General features: G+C 36.1%; 16 protein-coding genes. 5 read left to right on the plus strand and 11 right to left on the minus strand.

Features of this window, described 5'->3' with window-relative positions:
• Positions 1 to 5 precede the first annotated feature (5 nt).
• Entirely contained in the window at positions 6 to 1,100 is a 1,095-nt protein-coding gene (locus ACN5J7_RS02930; RefSeq protein ID WP_311939442.1) for an acyl-CoA desaturase, read from the minus strand.
• Positions 1,101 to 1,241: 141 nt separating this feature from the next.
• Here ACN5J7_RS02930 and rsmG point away from each other — a divergent pair, with 141 nt between their 5' ends.
• Positions 1,242 to 1,871 carry a 16S rRNA (guanine(527)-N(7))-methyltransferase RsmG gene (gene rsmG, locus ACN5J7_RS02935; protein ID WP_311939444.1) on the plus strand — a complete coding sequence of 210 codons (630 nt, stop codon included), beginning with the start codon at positions 1,242 to 1,244 and terminating at the stop codon, positions 1,869 to 1,871.
• 2 nt (positions 1,872 to 1,873) lie between these two features.
• On the opposite strand, the gene ACN5J7_RS02940 is transcribed toward rsmG, so the two are convergent.
• On the minus strand, positions 1,874 to 2,833 hold the full coding sequence (locus ACN5J7_RS02940) for a tetratricopeptide repeat protein (RefSeq protein ID WP_311939447.1): 960 nt from the start codon (positions 2,831 to 2,833) through the stop codon (positions 1,874 to 1,876).
• A gap of 195 nt (positions 2,834 to 3,028) precedes the next feature.
• Here ACN5J7_RS02940 and ACN5J7_RS02945 point away from each other — a divergent pair, with 195 nt between their 5' ends.
• Both ACN5J7_RS02945 and ACN5J7_RS02950 read left to right on the plus strand, forming a co-directional pair.
• A complete protein-coding gene (locus ACN5J7_RS02945; RefSeq protein ID WP_418602614.1) occupies positions 3,029 to 3,439 on the plus strand; it encodes a hypothetical protein in 411 nt (136 codons plus the stop codon).
• 20 nt (positions 3,440 to 3,459) lie between these two features.
• Complete coding sequence (locus ACN5J7_RS02950; RefSeq protein ID WP_418602616.1) at positions 3,460 to 7,932, plus strand: LamG-like jellyroll fold domain-containing protein; 4,473 nt, start codon at positions 3,460 to 3,462, stop codon at positions 7,930 to 7,932.
• Between the two features lie 4 nt (positions 7,933 to 7,936).
• Here the strand turns inward: ACN5J7_RS02950 and ACN5J7_RS02955 are convergent, their stop codons facing one another.
• From ACN5J7_RS02955 to pruA, 4 genes are all read right to left on the minus strand, one after another.
• Positions 7,937 to 9,184: an RNA polymerase sigma factor gene (locus ACN5J7_RS02955; protein WP_418602618.1), complete on the minus strand. Its 1,248-nt coding sequence runs from the start codon at positions 9,182 to 9,184 to the stop codon at positions 7,937 to 7,939.
• Positions 9,184 to 9,531, minus strand: coding sequence for a YciI family protein (locus ACN5J7_RS02960; protein ID WP_311939457.1), 348 nt, complete (start codon positions 9,529 to 9,531; stop codon positions 9,184 to 9,186). The genes ACN5J7_RS02955 and ACN5J7_RS02960 overlap by 1 nt, the downstream gene beginning before the upstream one ends.
• Positions 9,532 to 9,913: 382 nt before the next feature.
• Positions 9,914 to 11,209: a chloride channel protein gene (locus ACN5J7_RS02965; protein WP_311939459.1), complete on the minus strand. Its 1,296-nt coding sequence runs from the start codon at positions 11,207 to 11,209 to the stop codon at positions 9,914 to 9,916.
• Between the two features lie 258 nt (positions 11,210 to 11,467).
• A complete protein-coding gene (pruA, locus tag ACN5J7_RS02970; RefSeq protein ID WP_418602620.1) occupies positions 11,468 to 13,096 on the minus strand; it encodes an L-glutamate gamma-semialdehyde dehydrogenase in 1,629 nt (542 codons plus the stop codon).
• 147 nt (positions 13,097 to 13,243) lie between these two features.
• Between pruA and ACN5J7_RS02975 the strand changes: the two genes are divergently transcribed.
• Positions 13,244 to 13,969: an NRDE family protein gene (locus ACN5J7_RS02975; protein ID WP_418602622.1), complete on the plus strand. Its 726-nt coding sequence runs from the start codon at positions 13,244 to 13,246 to the stop codon at positions 13,967 to 13,969.
• Positions 13,962 to 14,951 carry a DUF6695 family protein gene (locus tag ACN5J7_RS02980; protein ID WP_418602624.1) on the plus strand — a complete coding sequence of 330 codons (990 nt, stop codon included), beginning with the start codon at positions 13,962 to 13,964 and terminating at the stop codon, positions 14,949 to 14,951. The genes ACN5J7_RS02975 and ACN5J7_RS02980 overlap by 8 nt, the downstream gene beginning before the upstream one ends.
• An 18-nt stretch (positions 14,952 to 14,969) precedes the next feature.
• Here the strand turns inward: ACN5J7_RS02980 and ACN5J7_RS02985 are convergent, their stop codons facing one another.
• The 5 genes from ACN5J7_RS02985 to ACN5J7_RS03005 all read right to left on the minus strand — a co-directional run bounded on the left by ACN5J7_RS02985 (position 14,970) and on the right by ACN5J7_RS03005 (position 19,112).
• Positions 14,970 to 15,389, minus strand: coding sequence for a hypothetical protein (locus ACN5J7_RS02985; RefSeq protein ID WP_311939469.1), 420 nt, complete (start codon positions 15,387 to 15,389; stop codon positions 14,970 to 14,972).
• A gap of 3 nt (positions 15,390 to 15,392) precedes the next feature.
• Positions 15,393 to 15,608 carry a hypothetical protein gene (locus ACN5J7_RS02990; protein ID WP_311939472.1) on the minus strand — a complete coding sequence of 72 codons (216 nt, stop codon included), beginning with the start codon at positions 15,606 to 15,608 and terminating at the stop codon, positions 15,393 to 15,395.
• A gap of 219 nt (positions 15,609 to 15,827) precedes the next feature.
• Positions 15,828 to 17,003, minus strand: a complete 1,176-nt coding sequence (locus tag ACN5J7_RS02995; protein WP_311939475.1) for an aspartyl protease family protein — start codon at positions 17,001 to 17,003, stop codon at positions 15,828 to 15,830.
• A gap of 357 nt (positions 17,004 to 17,360) precedes the next feature.
• A complete protein-coding gene (gene apaG / locus ACN5J7_RS03000; protein ID WP_311939478.1) occupies positions 17,361 to 17,747 on the minus strand; it encodes a Co2+/Mg2+ efflux protein ApaG in 387 nt (128 codons plus the stop codon).
• 117 nt (positions 17,748 to 17,864) lie between these two features.
• Positions 17,865 to 19,112, minus strand: a complete 1,248-nt coding sequence (locus tag ACN5J7_RS03005; RefSeq protein ID WP_418602627.1) for a DUF5103 domain-containing protein — start codon at positions 19,110 to 19,112, stop codon at positions 17,865 to 17,867.
• Positions 19,113 to 19,268: the final 156 nt, after the last annotated feature.

Consider the following 19,268-nt stretch of genomic DNA (forward strand, 5'->3'; position numbering starts at 1 on the left):
TAAATTTAGGCTAAATTGGGTTTTTGTCCCAGTACTTTTAATTGGTTGTAATGTTCGGCTATGGCTTTCCAAAACGTATTGTATTCGTTGTACGGTAAGCTAAATTCCTTAGCAGTTTCTTTAACAATTTTGGCTATTTTTCCGTAGTGAATATGACTTATGTTGGCAAATAAATGATGCTCGACTTGTCTGTTTAATCCACCGGTATAAAATCCAACCAACCAACTTTTAGGTGAGAAATTAGATGTTGTAAACAATTGGTGAATGGCCCAAGTGTTTTTCATGTTGCCATCGTCGTCCGGTAAAGGCATTTCTGTATTGGGCATAACGTGTGCCAATTGAAAAATAACACTTAAAATAACTCCGGCCGTGTAATGCATCACCAAAAAGCCAATTAAAACTTGCCACCATGCAAAGCCTAACGATATGGGTAAAACGATCCAAATTGCATAATAAATTATTTTACCGATAATGAGCTTTGTCCATTGGGTTGCCGGATGAGGCATTTTACCGTATGCCAATTTTCTTTTTAAATATTGATAAGTTTGAATAAAATCGGTAGTAATGGCCCAATTTACCGTTAGCAATCCATATAAGAAGAAAGCGTAATATTTTTGATATTTATGAATTCTAAACCATTTCGCATGTTTTGAAAAACGGATGATTCGTCCGGCATCAATATCTTCATCGTGCCCTTGTATATTGGTATATGTATGGTGCAGTACGTTGTGCTGTACTTTCCAATTGTAGTCGTTTCCGGCTAAAATATAAATACTGCTTCCCATTAATTTGTTAACCCATTTTTTGCTAGAAAAAGAACCGTGATTGGCATCGTGCATAACGTTCATGCCAACACCAGCCATACCAACGCCAACTATCATCATTAAAATAATCTGTACCCAACCAGGTAAATCTATGGTTAATATTAAAACTACGGGAACAATCAATAAAGCAAACATTACAATTGCTTTTAAATATAATTTCCAGTTTCCTGTGCGTTTTATGTTGTTCTCCTTAAAATAATCGTTAACACGTTTGTTTAGCGTTTTAAAAAATTTCGTTGAGTCTTTTCTTGAAAAAGAAAGGGTTTGTTTTGTCATGCTATTAATTTTAATATGATTAATAATAAAAATTCTCGATCATACCTGCGGCAAAGATAGGTATAAACCAACTTAAGTAATAACGTTTTTTTATAAAAATATGCACATAAAAAGTATATTTTTGTTGAAAATTTAACATAAATGGATCTGATTTTAAAATATTTCCCAAACCTTAGCGACGACCAAATTGAAAAGTTTTCAAGGTTAGAATCGCTTTATAAAGACTGGAATTTAAAGATTAATGTGGTATCTCGAAAAGATATCGATGAGCTTTATTTGCGCCATGTACTGCACGCTTTGGCCATTGCTAAATTGATACAGTTTAAAGATGGCTCTAAGCTTTTAGATGTGGGCACAGGTGGTGGTTTCCCTGGAATTCCGTTGGCAATTTTATTTCCGGAATGCTCTTTTCATTTGGTGGATAGCATCGCCAAAAAGTTAAAAGTAGTCGATGAGGTTGTTGCAGGATTGGAATTAACCAATGTAAAAACAACGCACTCAAGGGTTGAAGCGATTAACGATACTTACGATTTTATAATAAGTCGTGCCGTTGCTGCAATGCCAACCTTTGTGCATTGGGTAAAAGGCAAGATTGCAAAGCAGCAGAATAACGATTTAAAAAATGGCATTTTATATTTAAAAGGAGGCGATTTAACCGAAGAACTTAAAACCTACAAAACGGCAACCGTTTATAATTTAAGTGATTATTATACCGAGGATTTTTTCGAAACTAAAAAACTGGTGCATTTGCCTTTGAAGTTTAGAGGCTAATATCAAATTTCATTAAGTTCGTTAAAATTTTGCTTAAAGAAATAAAACTGATTTTTATACCAATATGTATTGGCAAAGGATTCAAATGTAAGGGGTTTGTCTGTGTCCACATACAAAAGGTTTTCAGCCTTTTTAAGGTTTAATTTCGCGTTTTTTAAGTCGTTTACTTTGTAATAGGTTAAAGCCAATCCCAAAAGAGCCTCGTAATCAGAAGGGTTGTATTTTAGGGTAGTTTTAAAATCGGAAATCGCTTCAATATATTCTCCCAAAAGTAAATGCGATGCCCCTCTAAAAAAATAAGACGACGCATTGTTCTTGTCAAAATCTAAGGATTTATCAAAATCTATTTTTGCTTGTTTGTAGTAATTTATGTTTAAATGTGCTACACCTCGGTTGTAATAGGTCTCTGTGTTTGGGGCGATTAAAACAGCTAACGAAAAATCCTTTAGGGCGAGTTTGTGTTTTTCAAGCATTAAAAGCGCATTGGCGCGTTGGGTATAAAATTTATATTCCGTAGGTGCAACTTCAATAATTTCACTTAAATCTGTAATAGCGCCAATATAATCTTCTAAGTAGTATTTGGTATTTGCCAAATTGTATTGTGCATCAATAAATTGCGGATCGAGTTTTAATGCATTTTCGTAATCGTTTTTTGCGCCTAAATAATCCTGTAAATTGTATTTTGAATTGCCTCTGTTGTAATAAGAATCGGCATCTGGTTTATAAATAATTATTTTCGTGTAGTCCAATATGGCGCCATAATAGTCACCCAAATTATTTTTGGCGATACCTCTATAAAAATAGGCGTCAAAATGCTTTGGTTCTAAGGCAATTACTTGGGTAAGCAACTCTATTTTCTGTTTGTCGTCTGTTGCTCTATAGGCTTGTCTATATAGCTTTTTTGCTTGTCCAGAGCTTAATAGGGGGAAGATTGCTAGTAGTAGTATGGCGATTTTTTTCATTTTATAAAACAGTTGAAAAATGTGAAATTACAGTTCATTACAATCAATAAAGTTAGTAATATTTTGTGTATAAATAGGTTTTTCTTTTAGAAGAAAAAAATCGAATATAATGTATTTTGTCGAAGTTTTTTTGCATTTCATACGAATTATAACTAGCTTTGTATGTTTAGTTTATAAAACTATAGCCCCAAAAATATGAAAAGAAACCTACCTTCATTTGGCATTAAACCTGCCCTATATTTAATTTTGTTTTTACTAATAAATTTTGTTGGTAACGCCCAGATAATTCAAGTTGAAATCGTAGGAGGAGCTGTGGTTACCCAAGGTTCTACTATAACGATTAATGCTGGTAATAGTTTGGATTTCAGAATTACAAATATTGAAACTGGCAATTGTGGTAATTTGAGAATTCAGGATATAGATATTACCAATACTACCGATTTTGATATATCGCCAAATAATCCAAGGGATAGGATAAAACCAGCCGGCTGTAGAGGGGATCACGATCTTTATTTTGAGGTTGAAAACCTAAGCCCAACTTGTACAACTGCGATTACGGAGGTTGTTATAGAAATTAGAAATCAACCAGATTTTAGTTTTTTTTAGAAGTAAATTCCTCACCTATTATGTCTATAGTTGGGGGTAGCCCTCCTGCCGATGTAATGCACGGAGATACTACAACATCGGATGTAAATGGAACGTATTTTGGAGTGGTAGAAGAAGGTGCTGTTGTGATTAGAAATTTTTTCATTACTAATACGGGAAGTTGTCCACTTGAAATTTCTTCTATAACATCTTCATTATCGGATTTTGTATTAGATGGGTTTCTGTTCTCTCCAACTCTAACACCTTTGCCATATACAGCTAGCATTGATCCTGGAGACTATGCCATTTTTAGGGTTTCATTTATTGGACCAGTTGGGGGTTCTGGAACACTTACCTCAACTATAAGTATTTCAAACACTGATAACACTACTTATACATTTAATGTTAGCGCCGAAATGTTCAATTTTAATATTCCTGGACCTGGAGGTATTACAGCGGATTTTCGACTTTGGTTAAAATCAACTAGAGGGATAGTTAAATCGGGATCTAATATAACGGATTGGATAGATTTAGGAACAAATGGGAAAGATGCCACAACAGACCCAGGAAAAGAGCCAACATATATGGATACCGCAGCAGAGAATATCAATTTTAATCCGGTGATTAAATTTGAAAATGATGGCGCAGGTATAGAGCAATACATGTATAATGCTACAAATGGCTTTTATAGTCAGGATATGTTTATTGTTATGATTCCTGATGCTACTATGACAAGTGCGTCTCCTAGAAACACTATTTTTTCTGGGGTGTCTTCAGGTAATGCAGGAGATATAACTGGTGTAGGATTTGGTGATTATTCATCTGCATTTCCTAATGAAACCTTATCATATAACCAAAATATACCTGGAGGAGGAAGCTATAATGGTGTTGCAGAAAGTGGTACATCTTACTCTAATGCTGGAATTATTAATGTAAGAAATGATTCCGATATAGTACTGGGTGGGCAAGAAATTTTATATAATTCATCTGTATTAACAGCAACATCTGTTGATGATATTCCATATGCAAATGTTGGAGACCCGGGGCCGCCAACTGTTTTAGGTACAGAGTATTGGATTGGTAGAAATTTTGATGTCGTTGGTAGTTTAAATGGTCGTGTGGCTGAGATTTTTACATTTGCTGAGCGCGTAGCGGATGCTGATAGACAAAAAATAGAATCTTATTTAGCCATCAAATACGGCATTACTTTGGGAACTTCAACCCAGGTTGAAAAAGACTATATCAATTCATTTAATACTTCCATTTGGGATATTTCTGCAAACACCGGCTATAATTACCATGTGGCTGGAATTGGTAGAGATTCTATATCGGATTTAAACCAAAAGCAATCAAAAACATTAAATATAGCAAATGAAGTAACTATTGGTTTAAACGGAATTTTCGCTACGAATAGTGCTAATACAAATGAATTTAAAAAAGATGGCGATTTCTTGGTTTGGGGTAGTAATGATGCAGCGTATACAGCTAGTGGCTCGAATACAGTAACTGTTGCCACTGGAATAACAACCTCTTTGACAAGAATTTTAAGACAATGGAAAATTGTTGAATCCATTGAAGATGCAGGTGGCGATGTAGAAAACGTGTTTGTTTCTATACCTTCTGCGGTATTTAGTAGTTTTACTCTTGGAGCCGATGAAGAATATGCACTTGTTGTAGCTGATAATGATAATTTTGCAAATGGAGATATTATTGATGTTGTTCCTTTAGTGTCCGATGGTGCTGGGAATTTACAAACATGGTACGATTTTGATGGAACAAAATATTTTACGTTCGCAAAAGTGTCTAAATTTTCTGGAAATCACTCGGTAAGTATTGATGCAGATGGCTATTTGATAGGAGAATATGCAATTAATTTAAATATTGATGCCTTTACAATTTCGGCATGGGTTAAAAGTGCTTCTAGTGCCAACACCAGAACAATTATGGCTAAAGGAAGCAAATTGCAATTAAGGTTAAACCCTTCTGATCAAATTGAAGTGATGCTTGATGATGATGTAACACCAAGGTTTACATCCACAATGGTTTTAAATGATGGAAAATGGCATCAAGTAACCTTTGTGTATAAAAGTGGTTCTATCTTTTTATATGTCGATGGTGTTTTAGATAAATCGGAACAGGACGTTGAACCACCAACACCTAACTTTAATAGATTTTCCGTAGGTGCTGTATATATAGATAAAAACAATATTATCAATCCGTTTTTAGGCGAGATTGACGAAGTGTATATATGGGATCAAGGGCTTACACAAGACCAAGTGCGTTACCTTATGAATCAAGAAGTTGAACGATTTGATATTAGCGGTACAGATTATGTTAACGGAGAAGTATTACCTCAAGCCTCATCAAGCAATGAGGTTACGACTATTCCTTGGGGTGACTTAAGGACGTATTACGATTTTAATTCATTTTATGGCTCGACAGTTGAAGGTAGAGCAGATGTAAGGTATTTTTTGCGACTAAAATATTTAGATAAAGATAAGGAGTTGGTTGATGCACAAACAATACCAGTGCCTTATGTTTCTGTAGCAAATGGTGCTTGGGATATGCCTGCAACTTGGAGAAATAATGCTGATCAAGTTTTGCCAAATTCTTTAAGTTTAGATGGGGTTACAATGGTTAATTGGAATATTGTAGAAATAGGACACGACATTACTTCCGGAGATAGAGATATTGCCCTGTTGGGATTAAAGCAAACCGCAGGAAAACTTACCATAGCAGACCCCGTAGACCCTCAGGATGAAACTAATTCTGGCCAAGCGTTAACCGTAACCAATTATTTGGAAATAGACGGGATAATCGATTTGGTTGGCGAATCGCAATTCATTCAAACAGAAGGCAGTGTTTTAGATGCCGATAGTGGAGGTTTTATAGAACGCGACCAACAAGGTACCGCCAATGGATTTAATTATAATTATTGGTCATCTTCGGTAGGCCCAATAACAGGTAGTACAGTCACGAGAGGCACAGGGGTTTCTTATTTAAACAATAACCATACTATAGATGGTGTTTTAAATGACGGAACAGACACAGATCTTTACCTAGGCATAGATTTTATCACGAACCAAAATACCGGAAGTGGCCCACCGCCGCCACCGGGTTCAGCAAAGGAAATAAGCTCGTATTGGTTGTATAAGTTCTATGGTCCAGAAGATAATTATTTTTCTTGGGAAAGCATAGATCAAAACACAAGTCTACAAGCCGGAGAAGGCTTTACCATGAAAGGGACTTTAGGAGCTGTTGCGATTACAGATCAGCAAAACTATGTGTTTACAGGATTGCCAAATAATGGCGATATTACATTGCCTCTTGATAAAAGTTCTGGTGATGTAGACCGATTGATAGGTAACCCATATCCCTCGGCCATTGATGCCACAGAGTTTATTTTAGACAACATGAGCATTGCTAATGGCGGAAACAATGCAAGCGGAACCATATTTAATGGCGCCTTATATTTTTGGGATCATTTTGGTGAACAAAACACCCACGTCTTAAAAGGCTACGTTGGTGGTTATGCAACCTATAATTTAACAGGAGGAGCCGCGGCAATTTCCAATGATGTTAGGATTAATAATGATATGTCTTCGGGTTCAAAAATACCAGGGCAATACATCCCAGTAAACCAAGGGTTTTTTGTATCGACGGCCATAGATGGTTTTACAGACGATAATGGCGCCGTAATCTCAGTAGTAGATGGCGGCGATATTGTGTTTAAAAACAGCCAGCGCGTTTTTGCTACCGAACAGGCAGCCTCATCTATCTTTTTGCGAGATTCTAATAAAAGTAAAACGACAGGCGACCCACAAAATAAAACAAGTAATCTTACAAAATCGTCTTCAATTAGATTAATGTATAGTTCCCCAAAAGGCTATCATAGGCAATTATTGTTAGGTACAAATACCAATGCGTCAAAAGGGTTTGATTTAGGATACGATGCTTTTATGATTGATGTCAATGAGGAGGATGTGTATTGGGATATTGCACAACGCAAATTTGTAATTCAAGGAGTTGATAATTTTGATTATACCAATGAATTTCCACTGGGGTTAATCGTTAAAAATTCTGGAATAGTTAAGATTAAATTGGAAGCTGTTGAAAATTTAGAGACAGCCAAAACACTGTATATAAAAGACAATGTAACCAATGAAACGGTATTAATAAACAACAAACCGTTTGAAATGTTTTTAGACGCCGGAACTTATCAAGATAGGTTTTCATTAGTGTTTCAGTCGCAATCCTTAACAACTGAAGATGTTGAAATAGCCGATAATGTGTCTGTTTACTTTGATAAATCAATATCGGAATTAAAAGTAAGAGGATTGAATGATAGCGAGCTTTTAAGCATTACATTATTTAATATTATTGGTCAAGAAATAAAGTTTATAGATTATACATCCAATAAAACATCAAAACAAGTACATGTAAATACCGGTGCTTATATTGTGCAGTTAAACACTGATAAAGGAACAATCAATAAAAAAATTATTATTGAATAGCGTTTTATTTATGGTTGGGTAGTTTTAATTTCTTTTTCTGTAAATAGTCCTTTTCCAACTGGTTATTTACCGTATTTAAAGCCAAATCGAGATACTTAATGGCATCGTTACATTTATTAACGGCCAAAAAATATTCTGCTTTAGCACCATAAAACAGATAAGCGCGTTGTTCAAAATCTTCAGGTTTAATATCGTCTAAATAGGCTTTTGCAATTTCTAAATCTTGATTTTGTATGCACACCACAGCCATGTTTAGCACATGAATTGGCATAGGTTGTAAAGCATTTAGGCATTGATACCAATAGTGGATTTTTCCCCAATCGGTAGTCTCAAAGGTTTTGGCGCGCAAATGTTCGGCAGCAATGGCGGCTTCGTAATGGTAACACGAAAACCCCGTTTGATCAACCACCGCTTTATTCATCATGGAATTGCCCATTTTTATAAGTGGAATATACCATTCTGCTCTGTCCTGGTTTTTTAAATCCAAAAGTTCGTTTCCGGCATTGGTTTTGGTTTCCAAACGTGCCGAATGAAAACACATCAACGCGCACAAAGCGTAAACTTCAGGCGTTCGGGTCAATTCATTTTTTAAAAGCATTTGGGTTAAACGCATGGCTTCACCGCACAATTCTTTGCGGATAAGTATGTTGCGATTGTTGGAGTGAAACCCTTCGTTAAATATAAGATACAATACTTCCATAACACTTTCTAAACGCTGCGGTAAGGCTTTGCCTTGCGGAATTTGAAATTTTAATTGCGATTGCTCAATCGCTTTCCGTGCTCGCAACAAGCGTTTTTTAATAGTGTCTTCTTTGGTGAGCAATGCCGATGAAATTTCCTTGATGCTAAACCCGGAAACGGTTTTTAAGGCGAACGATATGCGGTCTCTCGCATCCAATTTGGGGTGGCAAGCCGTAAAAATCATGCGCAGTTGTGCATCTTCAATTTCCGAATCTAAAAAGAGCTCGTTTATGGCAATAGCGTCTGTTCCAAGATTGATGTTCGGCAGGTGTTTGCGCTCCGTTTTTAGTTTTCTAAAAATATCCAATACCCTGTTTTTGGCCGCTTGGGTTAACCACGCTTCGGGGTACTCCGGCTGTTTGTTCCGCCAACTAATGCTGGCTTTTATAAAGGTGTCTTGCACGGCATCTTCAATAATTTCCAGATGTTTAATACCAAAAATTCGTGTTAAAACAGAAACCATCTTTCCGCTGTGGTGGCGAAAAAGATGGTCTATAAGTTTGGGTTCCATTATTGGTCAAAAACCATAATTTCACGAATTTCAACCGTGCCGCCCAAATCGTAATCCGGATAATCCTCGGCAATTTTTTCAACCGCATCAAAATCTTTAGCCTTAACAATGTAATAGCCGCCAACAATCTCCTTAACCTCGGCCGAAGTTAAATCGGTAACCGTCCTGTTTTTACCAACCACACGACGTATTTGCGGCGTTAATGCGTTGCCATGGCTCACAATTCCAGCCTGCGTCATTTTATCGTGCCATGCAAACCATTGGCCCATTCTGCTTTGTAAATCTTCTGGCGAAAGCCCCAATTCGGTGTAATCTGCCCCAATAAAAATCATCATAAATTCTTTCATAATTATATATTTTAAAGTTTATATAGTTAAGACGTTTGCTAGATTGGAAAAGGGGACAGCATTTTCAAATTTATTAAAATTCCTTTGAAAAAAGGAATCTCCTTTTATAAAGATAGTGTTATCGGGCTTGACGATTATTTCAAGAAGTTGGGCGTTACCCACTTTTGCTTTTAATGGCAAAAGTGCGTCAGGCTTGAAGTTTATCTTGAGCGAATTCGAAAGGCTATGTCTTTTTAAACCGTCATCGCGAGGAGGTAACGACGTGGCAATCTATTAAATATTAGTTCCCAAGCAAAATCAATACCTTCCACATTTTAAAAAGGATGCCGCTGCAATCCTTAACGCGGAAAAAAACGGATTGAAAATTATCTTTTTTTTTAACTCAGTTTCTTGGGTTAGGCGTGCTTTCTTGTTCTTTTTCCATTTGTGAACTTATAAAAGGTATTCTAGGGGCTAAAAAGTATCCTGTCAAACTCGCAAATAATATAGGGATGAAATGTCCAAATCCTGTTAAAGTAGCGAGTAAAATTGTAGTACTCATTGGAGTTCGAGTAACGCAAGCATTAATTGCCGCCATACAACTAACAATTGCTAACGTCAGGTTAATAGTTGGAAATAATTGATGGATTATTAGTCCTAAAGTTGCTCCAACAAAAAAAAGTGGAATAATAAATCCACCCCTCCAACCTGATGTCACGGTTATTGAAATAGCCACTATTTTAAAAACCAATATTACAAACAGCAAAGTTAAAGAGTAATTTCCTAAAAGCAGGTCGTTAATTTCGTGATGTCCGAAGTATCGGGTTATTGGGATATAAAATGCTATGATACCAAGCAAAATACCACCAATTAGTGTTTTGATATAAATAGGTATTGGATTTATTTCAAAAATAGATTTGAAAAATTTTGCACAAAAAATAAAAGCCCATCCAAAGGTTGCTCCTATTATTGCAAAAAGAACGGCGTAGCCAAAATCGAATATCCCGGAATATTCATAAGCAGATAAATCCCATATTGGGCCAAGACCCAAATGAATAATCAAAGCGAATACCAAATAACTAAAGCAACTAGCAACAAATGCAGGAATTATGGCTTTGTAGTATTCAACCGCGTGTTTGTGGTGTAGTATTTCTAAAGAAAATAAACTACCGCCCAAAGGAGCTCCAAATAATGCAGTAAACCCTGAAGCCATTCCTGCTATACTTAAAGACCTTAACTCTTCACCTTTAAGTCGGAATAATTTACCTAACCAGGTGCCTATCGAACCTGTTACTTGTACCAAGGGTGCTTCTGGCCCGAGACTTCCACCCGACGTAACACACAATAAGGATGAAAGTACCATTGAAGGATTGTTTTTGGGGTCAAGTTTGCCCTTGTTAAATCTAATGTTGTTTACAATTAAATTTATTTCTCCTGGGTCACCAATAAAGTGAATTATTAAGCCTGCTAAAAAACCACAAATTGCCATTACAGGAATTACTTGCCAACCACTAAAAAAGGTTAGTTGGTGAGTCAAAAATTCAAGCCCAACCCAATAAGCGCCTGCTGTTATCCCACCTACTAATCCAAGTAGAGCCCATAATAAAAAAGTCCGACTGAAAACGAAAGGATTAAATCGAACCGGTTGGTCTAAAATATTTAAATACGTTACTAATTTTCTTCTTCGTTTTAATTTCACTTTTTCGTTTTATAAGGCATACAATGCAAAGATAAAATTCTGTTTCATTAATGAAATAAACCTGACAGCTTTTGAGACAACACAAGTGAATAATATGGGTTACTAAACGAATTTAGCTAATATTTCTGACAAATTTAAATACCCTAAATACAAAACCTCATATAACAAAAAAGAGATTGTCTAATAAGTTTAGACAACCTCTTTTTTTAAATAATTTAGGTTTCTCTATTATGAGATTCCTGCGTCCGCAGGAATTTGTTACTCACCCAAAAACGGATAGCGATAATCCACAGGCGTAACAAAGGTTTCTTTAATCATTCTAGGCGATACCCAACGCAATAAGTTTTGGGCGCTACCTGCTTTATCGTTTGTCCCAGATGCACGTGCCCCACCAAACGGTTGTTGCCCAACTACGGCACCCGTTGGTTTGTCGTTAATATAAAAATTTCCGGCGGCGTTTTGCAACGCTTCCGTAGCCTCGATAATCGCATATCTGTCGGTTGAAAGAACAGCGCCCGTTAAAGCGTATTCGCTAGTTTCGTCAACTAATTTTAAGGTTTCAGAATATTTGTTTTCATCATACACATAAATAGTTATAATCGGGCCAAATAACTCAGTACACATGGTTTCGTACTTGGGGTTTGTGGTAACAATAACGGTTGGCTCAATAAAGTAGCCTTTGCTCTTATCGTAGTTTCCACCTGCAATAATTTCGGCATCCGCATCATTTTTGGCAGCGTCGATATAAGAGGCTAATTTATCAAAAGACCCTTCGTTAATAACGGCTGTGATAAAGTTGCCCATATCTTCTGGCGATCCCATTTTGAAAGACTTCACATCTTCAAGCACGAATTTTTTAACATCGTCCCATAAATTAGAAGGAATATAAGCTCTTGAAGCGGCACTACATTTTTGACCTTGAAACTCGAAAGCACCTCTGGAAATAGCCGTAGCTACTTGTTTTGCAACGGCAGATTTATGTGCGATAATAAAATCCTTTCCACCAGTTTCGCCCACTATTCTTGGGTAGGTTTTATAGTTTTCAATGTTATTTCCTATTTGTTTCCATAAGTTTTGAAAAACAGGGGTGGAGCCCGTGTAGTGCAATCCAGAAAAATGTGGACTCGCCATAACCGTATCGGTAATCATACCTGGGTTACCAAAAACCACATTGATAACACCGGCAGGAACGCCAGCTTCTTTAAAAACATCCATAATCACTTTAGCCGAATATATTTGATTGTTACTTGGTTTCCACACCACAACATTCCCCATTAGCGCCATACACGCCGGTAAGTTTCCAGCAATGGCCGTAAAGTTAAAAGGCGTAACCGCATAGGTAAATCCTTCAAGTGGACGGTATTCAATACGGTTCCAAGCATCGCTTGTGCTTTCTGGCTGATCGAGGTAAATATCGGTCATAAATTGCACGTTAAAACGTAAAAAGTCAATGAGCTCGCACGCCGCATCAATTTCCGCTTGATAAATATTTTTAGATTGCCCAATCATGGTCGCCGCATTTATTTTGGCACGGTAAGGGCCAGCAATCAATTCGGCTGCTTTTAAAAATATACCAGCACGTTGTTCCCATGGCATTTGGCTCCAGCTTTTTCTGGCTTCAAGCGCGGTTGCAATGGCTTCGTCAACGTGTTTCTTTTCTGCTAAATGATAAGTTCCAACGATGTGTTTATGGTCGTGCGGAGGCGACATGGTCCTGGTGTTGCCCGTGGTTACATCTTTTCCGTTAATGTACATAGGTACATCAACTTGACTGTTAAACATGTCTTTGTATGCTTTTAAAACAGCGTCGCGCTCGGGCGTTCCCGGTGCATAGCTTTTAACTGGTTCATTTATAGCAACTGGTACGTTAAAAAATCCTTTTCCCATTATTGTGTGTTTTTATTGGATTGTCAAAAAATTGAGCTGCAAATTTACGAATTTTATAGGCATTTTTAAATAGCATCGGTATTAAATTGAAGTTAATATTTATTTATTTTTTGTAAGTTGCCAAACCGTTTTAAGACTACAGCTTTTATGTGTACAGTAACTTTAATTCCTAAAGGTGAAAATAATTTTGTGCTCACTTCAAATCGAGATGAAGCACCGAATAGAGTGTCCTTAAAACCTGATTTTTATACTGTTAGCAATACCAAGCTGTTGTTTCCAAAAGATGAATTATCTGGAGGCACATGGATTGGTGCGAGCGAAAAAAACAGGGTGGTTTGTGTGCTTAATGGCGGATTTACTTACCACGAACGAAAAGCACCGTACAGGTTGAGCAGAGGCGTAGTTGCTAACCACATTATGGTAGCCGACGATTTATATGATACCGTTAATACCTATAGTTTTGTAGCCATTGAACCGTTTACCATGATAATTGTAGATTGGAGTAAGGGTTTGAAATTTTACGAGTTGGTTTGGGATGGCACCGATAAACATTTTAAAACATTGCCTTTAGAGCCTCAAATTTGGTCGTCGTCATCGTTGTATTCCGAAGCTATGAAAACCGAACGTGTACAGTGGTTTGAAGGTTTTAAGGCGGAGCATGATTTGGATAAAGAATCATTGTTAATCTTTCATACAACAGCTGGAAAAAATAATGATGATTATGGTGTTATTATGGATCGTGGATTTGTAAAAACTACCAGCATCACACAAATTGAAAAGCTGAACAACACTGTAAAAATGCACTACGTAAATCTTTTAAACCATAGCGTTTCATCAAAAACATTTCATATCCCACAAACCGTTAATGAGTAATTCCGGTATTATTTTAACCCTCGCTTATCCAGAAACCGTTGTTATGATTTCTGAAGAGTGGTTCTCGCCATATCTACGCTTTATTGGGGTTGGTAAAAAGAATTATTTGCGCGCAGGACATGCCGCTTTGGTGTTGATTAACAAAGAAACGGGTGTTTTGGAATACCACGATTTCGGACGCTATATTACGCCCGAACCCAACGGACGCGTGCGCGGAAACGATACCGATAACGAATTGCATTTTCCATTAAAAGCCGAGATTGGTGAGGATAGCATTACAAATTTAGATGCAATATTGGAGTTTTTGGGCACACACCCCAAATTAACACATGGTGATGGTAAAATGATCGCTTCGGTTTGTAATGCCATCGATTACCAAAAGGCACGAACCCATATTACCGAAATGCAAAACCAACATTTTATTAAATATGCGGCATTTATTAAAAATGGTTGTAATTGCGCACGTTTTGTAACCGACACCTTGATTGCTTCGATAACGGATTCTAAAATTAAAAAGACACTAAAAAACTCGAAGTGGTTTACACCAAGTACGGTGGGCAATGTGTTGTTAGCTGATACTGAAAATCAGGTTTTTGAGGTATCGGAAACTGGTAATATCTCAAAATTTAAAGGCTCGCAACAAAGCGAAAATGTACGCTGCTTTTTAGACAAATTGAAAGACCATAAAGTCAATTTAGTTGGCACCCAAATACCAAAACCTGTTGATGGTTTACATGAAAAAGCGCAATGGCTTTCCGGAATTGCTGCCGGGGCGTGGTTTGAGCTGCATGATTTGGGAAGTAAAACCGAATATCGTTTTAGGCGTATTTCACCTTATGGGCATATCGACTGCGACGCCGTTTTTAAAGTTGAAGACAGGGCTTTTGATTGCAACTCAGCGTACCAATTTGTGCATTATTCCAATTGTAAGTTTTTCAATGTGGAGCAAAATGGACGGGTTTTTAGGTTTGAAAAATTATAGTAATTAAGTTGTGCTTTTTTAAATAACAAGTAGGTAGTCAGAGATGATTTCACAAAGTCTTTCTGACCATACAAAGCCTGTAGACGAAGCATCAAGACCAAACCAGCCTAACCCAACAGATAAATATAACTGCTTTCTTATGTGCTCAATTTTGTTTAAGTCAGTTTCTCTCCAATATATAATTGCATTGATATCGCTCATTGGCAATTTTTCAATAATAAATGTAGTTCTCCAAAATTCGTCTTTTGAAATTAAATCATTTCCAAATAGATAGATTGCCTTACCAACTAATTGTGCTTTGGATTTTGTTTCTAAGTTGTCAATTATGGAAATTAACTTTTCACCAGCATCTTTTTGATACTCATCATCTTGAAGATTCTTAATTAAATTCTCTCTTTGTTTAGCAGATAATTTTGCAGATTCATTTAAGAAATGCAATAATTAATTAAGAAATCTATAATCTCTGATAGCTATGCCCGCTTTCCAAAATCCTGTTGCAACATTTATAATTGGGATTTCTTTTAAGATTCCATCTGATAAGATTTTATCAATTCCCATTTCTAATACATCCGCTCCAATTTCTTTTAATTCAGTTTTTGAAATAGTGTCAACTAATGATGTAGATAGCTCTTTTTTTTCTTCGTTTTCTGATTCCAAATTTATATTAGTTATTTCGCAACTAAGATATGTTAAAGAATTTCAAAAAGAAAATTTGGATATTATTTTTCCGTGTTAAGGATTGATGCCCTTCGACAAGTTCAGGGTAAACTCATCCTTTTTAAAAATTGAAGAGCTATTAATATTGCTCTGAAGTAAGCATTAACAGATTACCATATCGCTCACCCCTCACAATGATGATGTGTTTGGTTTTTTTAGCTATTCGAAAACTATCTTCTCTAATTCAATAGACTTTTTAACACTTTGATTGTTTAAAAATACAACCGTTATTCTCTGTTTGTTTTTAAAACTGTACCCATTCAAATAGCCAAAACAGTCTTCGTTAATGTTGTTGGTAGAAACATTATTAATTGATAAAATTTTATCGCCAGAGCGCATTCCTAAATGATATGCTTCTGAGTTATCCAGCACCCACTTTACTTTGTAACACCTATTTTGTATGGCAACATCAAATCCAAATGTTTTAAATGGTTCAATATTTTGGTTTGGTTTGTAAGGTTTAAAATAAAACCACCCGTTTTTATAATCGAGAGTTACAGCACCATATTTTAAAATGCGTGCTCCAATTCGTGGTGCGCTAATTTTAGAAAATTGCGAATAAAAGTTAATAAATGTTGTACTGCCTAATTGTAAACTTTTCACTTTTTCTTTGTAACGGTTGGAGATTTTTATATCGTCCATTGAAACGCCAAAAGAGAATTCTCCAGTAAATTTAAGAGCTTCGTTTGGGTTTGATTTAGTTAGCCTTTTTTCCACGTCGCTAGTTTTTGGGCTGTAAAAATCGCCAGAACCAGAATCGAATTCTATATATTCTTTTTTGCCATTTAGTCTTAATTGTAGGTTAGGCAATCCGCGATGGCTTAATTTTAATTTTGTTCTGTTGTTTTTATTAACATCAACAGCCTTTTCATTTTCTTTAAGTCGAAAGGTTTTTGTAGCATAATTAAAATGTAAAATGACTTTATCGAAAAAATCTCGCCCAATCATTCCGTCTAATTCAAAACAGCTGTAAGGATATTTACTATGCAAATCGCTTACAATGGCTTTTCGGTTTTTAAATGACCAGTTGCCAAGTTTAATTTCTGGAACCGTTACTGATTTTATTTCAACTTCTTTTCTGTTAATGTCTACAATAGTGATAGATTTTGTTTGGTTGAAATTAAATTGGTTTTGAACCTCTTCTGAAATTTCAAAAATGCCTCCCGTGTCGACAAGAAATCTGAACGTTTTATTGCCAATTTGAACGGGAATAATTATTTTTTCTTTAATGAGCTCGAAAGACATTTTTCCGGTGTCATTATTTTTTTCAATTTTTTGGGTGTTTGCTTTTTGAATAACAAAACATAGTGCTATAAGAAAAGTTGCTAATTTCATTTTTTGAATTTAGGATGTAATTATTCAAACATATTGATAAATACATTTATGACGTATTTACTGTAGGATATGTTCAATCTCAAATATAAACAAATGCTAGTTAAAAAATTATTGATAAGAATTAAACGGATTTGAAAACGGCTGCAAACTGAAAACTGTTCACTACAAACTAACCCGCGTTAGGGATTGAGGTATTTGTTGGAGCTCGCCGACGCAGGAGGAAGCGACTACCGAAAGCCCGACCACTTGCCCTGAGCGCAGTCGAAGGGTTGTGGTAACGCCCAAATGCTTGATATTTTAAACTGAAATGGATAATGAAGACCCTTCGACTGCGCTTAGGGTGACATTGCGAATACGTTAGTTTATCGCAAAAGGCGCACTTAACTTAAAGGTTGGAATGGTAACCTGAAACTTTTTTGTGGTGGTGAAGTTTACCATGTTGTAATGGCCTTTCATAGCGCCAAAAGGCGAAGTTAACAAACAGCCCGAAGAATAGGTGTGCGATTCGCCCGGTTTTAAAACGGGTTTTTCGCCAATTACGCCTTCGCCGGAAACGATTTCAACATTGTTTAAGGCATCCATAATTTCCCAATGGCGCGCGTTAAGCTGCACCGAATCTTTACTTTGATTTTCGATGGTTACGGTATAGCCAAAGGCGTACTGGGTTTTATAATTTTTATAAAATGAGCCTTCGAAATTGGTTTCGACCGAAATTTTTATGCCACTCGTAACTTGTTGAACCATGTTAACTATTGATATACAATGCGTTTAGTCGGCTAAAATAATGAATATTACACGAGAATAACAAAATTTAACATCAACGATTGAAAATATTAGTTGAATGGTATTTTAATCGGGCTGTTAGTTGGAGATATTTACGGAGTTGCCTTCGCCCAAACCGATAATTTTATCGTAGCGTGCACCCAAATCGCGGTAATATACAATAACTTTATAATTGTTTTCGGTTTGGTAAAAATTGCCGCTTATGGCACCTTCGTCCAGCTTGTTGTTATTTACAGCCACGTATTTGTAGTTGTAAAATCCTTGTTTTAGTAATAGCGGTTTTGTGAATACTTTATTGTACTCATCGTAAATCATTTTGGTGCTTTCATTAATAGCGTAATTGTTAAAGTTACCGTATATATGTATGGTTTTGTCTTTTAAGCCCTCATTTGCCAATAACGAAAAATGCACCCAAACATAATCGGCCTCAATACTCGGATCGTCGGCATCAATATTGGTTATTAAATAATTGCCGTTAATATCGGGGTTATAGGTGTAGGGTTTGCTGGCTCTTTCGGTATTTGTAAATAAATAGTTGTGGTACAGGTCTTGTAAATCTATTTGCCTTACACCTATATTGGCGGCCCTAATATCCTTGTTTTCAAAATACAGATATTCGTTTCCGCCCCAAAAACTAGACTCGGTATCGTATTTGTAAATCAGTTTGTTGCCAATGGTGTATTGTGGTTTTAAATCTTGAATGGCCGTATTTAAATTGTTGTTTTGCACAACCAAGGTTTTTACATTTTGCTTGGGGTTGTTAAATTGCATGCTGTTTGATAAAATAACAATATCCACACGCTGTTTTTCTTCAATAAACTGTACATCCCTTGAGCGTTTTATGCTAACGCCAACATTGGTTTTGTCTTCGTAAATCATAAATTTTCTTGAGAAAACAAGCGCATCGTCGTCATTAAAAACACTTAACAGGTAATTGCCGGAAACCTTTAATCGTTTGGTTTGTGCGTTAGGAATGGTGAGTTTATAGTGCGAGTATATTTGATAGGTGTTTAGGGAATTCTCGTAATTTCGGATGCGCTGATTGTCGAACCCATCCATATATTCAGATTTTACTAAAATGGAAGGTGTCCAATCAAAATTAAAATGCTCGATTTTATAGTAAAAATCTTCTTCATCCCCATTTAGCGCATCAAATTCCAACACCACGTATTCCCCAAGTTTTAAAATTGGGAGTTGACTTTCTTTAGTGTTGCTTTTAAAAGCAATGGTTTTAATGTAATCTGGTGGATGAACTTCCTGTATTTGACCAAAGTGATTTTGGGGAAACCATGTGATAATTAAAAATAGGATAAGATTAAATCTCATTTTTTGCAGTAGTTTTTCGTAAATATAAACAAATTTAATGCCTGAATATTGCGATTGAACTTTAAGTAAACGTTTGCGTGCAAAATTATGTTTAAATTATTATGAAAACTGTATATTTAATTCGTATTTTTGCCCCGATTTTTAGACAACTAACTT

The sequence above is a fragment of the Hwangdonia sp. genome (assembly GCF_048381975.1).
GTDB lineage: Bacteria > Bacteroidota > Bacteroidia > Flavobacteriales > Flavobacteriaceae > Hwangdonia > Hwangdonia seohaensis.

Excerpts from the sequence above, each read along its gene's own strand:
- ACN5J7_RS02950 (WP_418602616.1), top strand. The coding sequence starts at position 3,460 with ATGTCTATAGTTGGGGGTAGCCCTCCTGCCGATGTAATGCACGGAGAT.
- rsmG (WP_311939444.1), top strand. The coding sequence starts at position 1,242 with ATGGATCTGATTTTAAAATATTTCCCAAACCTTAGCGACGACCAAATT.
- ACN5J7_RS02960 (WP_311939457.1), bottom strand. The coding sequence starts at position 9,531 with ATGAAAGAATTTATGATGATTTTTATTGGGGCAGATTACACCGAATTG.
- ACN5J7_RS03005 (WP_418602627.1), bottom strand. The coding sequence starts at position 19,112 with ATGAGATTTAATCTTATCCTATTTTTAATTATCACATGGTTTCCCCAA.
- ACN5J7_RS02945 (WP_418602614.1), top strand. The coding sequence starts at position 3,029 with ATGAAAAGAAACCTACCTTCATTTGGCATTAAACCTGCCCTATATTTA.
- apaG (WP_311939478.1), bottom strand. The coding sequence starts at position 17,747 with ATGGTTCAACAAGTTACGAGTGGCATAAAAATTTCGGTCGAAACCAAT.
- ACN5J7_RS02930 (WP_311939442.1), bottom strand. The coding sequence starts at position 1,100 with ATGACAAAACAAACCCTTTCTTTTTCAAGAAAAGACTCAACGAAATTT.
- ACN5J7_RS02940 (WP_311939447.1), bottom strand. The coding sequence starts at position 2,833 with ATGAAAAAAATCGCCATACTACTACTAGCAATCTTCCCCCTATTAAGC.
- ACN5J7_RS02975 (WP_418602622.1), top strand. The coding sequence starts at position 13,244 with ATGTGTACAGTAACTTTAATTCCTAAAGGTGAAAATAATTTTGTGCTC.
- ACN5J7_RS02955 (WP_418602618.1), bottom strand. The coding sequence starts at position 9,184 with ATGGAACCCAAACTTATAGACCATCTTTTTCGCCACCACAGCGGAAAG.
- ACN5J7_RS02980 (WP_418602624.1), top strand. The coding sequence starts at position 13,962 with ATGAGTAATTCCGGTATTATTTTAACCCTCGCTTATCCAGAAACCGTT.
- pruA (WP_418602620.1), bottom strand. The coding sequence starts at position 13,096 with ATGGGAAAAGGATTTTTTAACGTACCAGTTGCTATAAATGAACCAGTT.
- ACN5J7_RS02995 (WP_311939475.1), bottom strand. The coding sequence starts at position 17,003 with ATGAAATTAGCAACTTTTCTTATAGCACTATGTTTTGTTATTCAAAAA.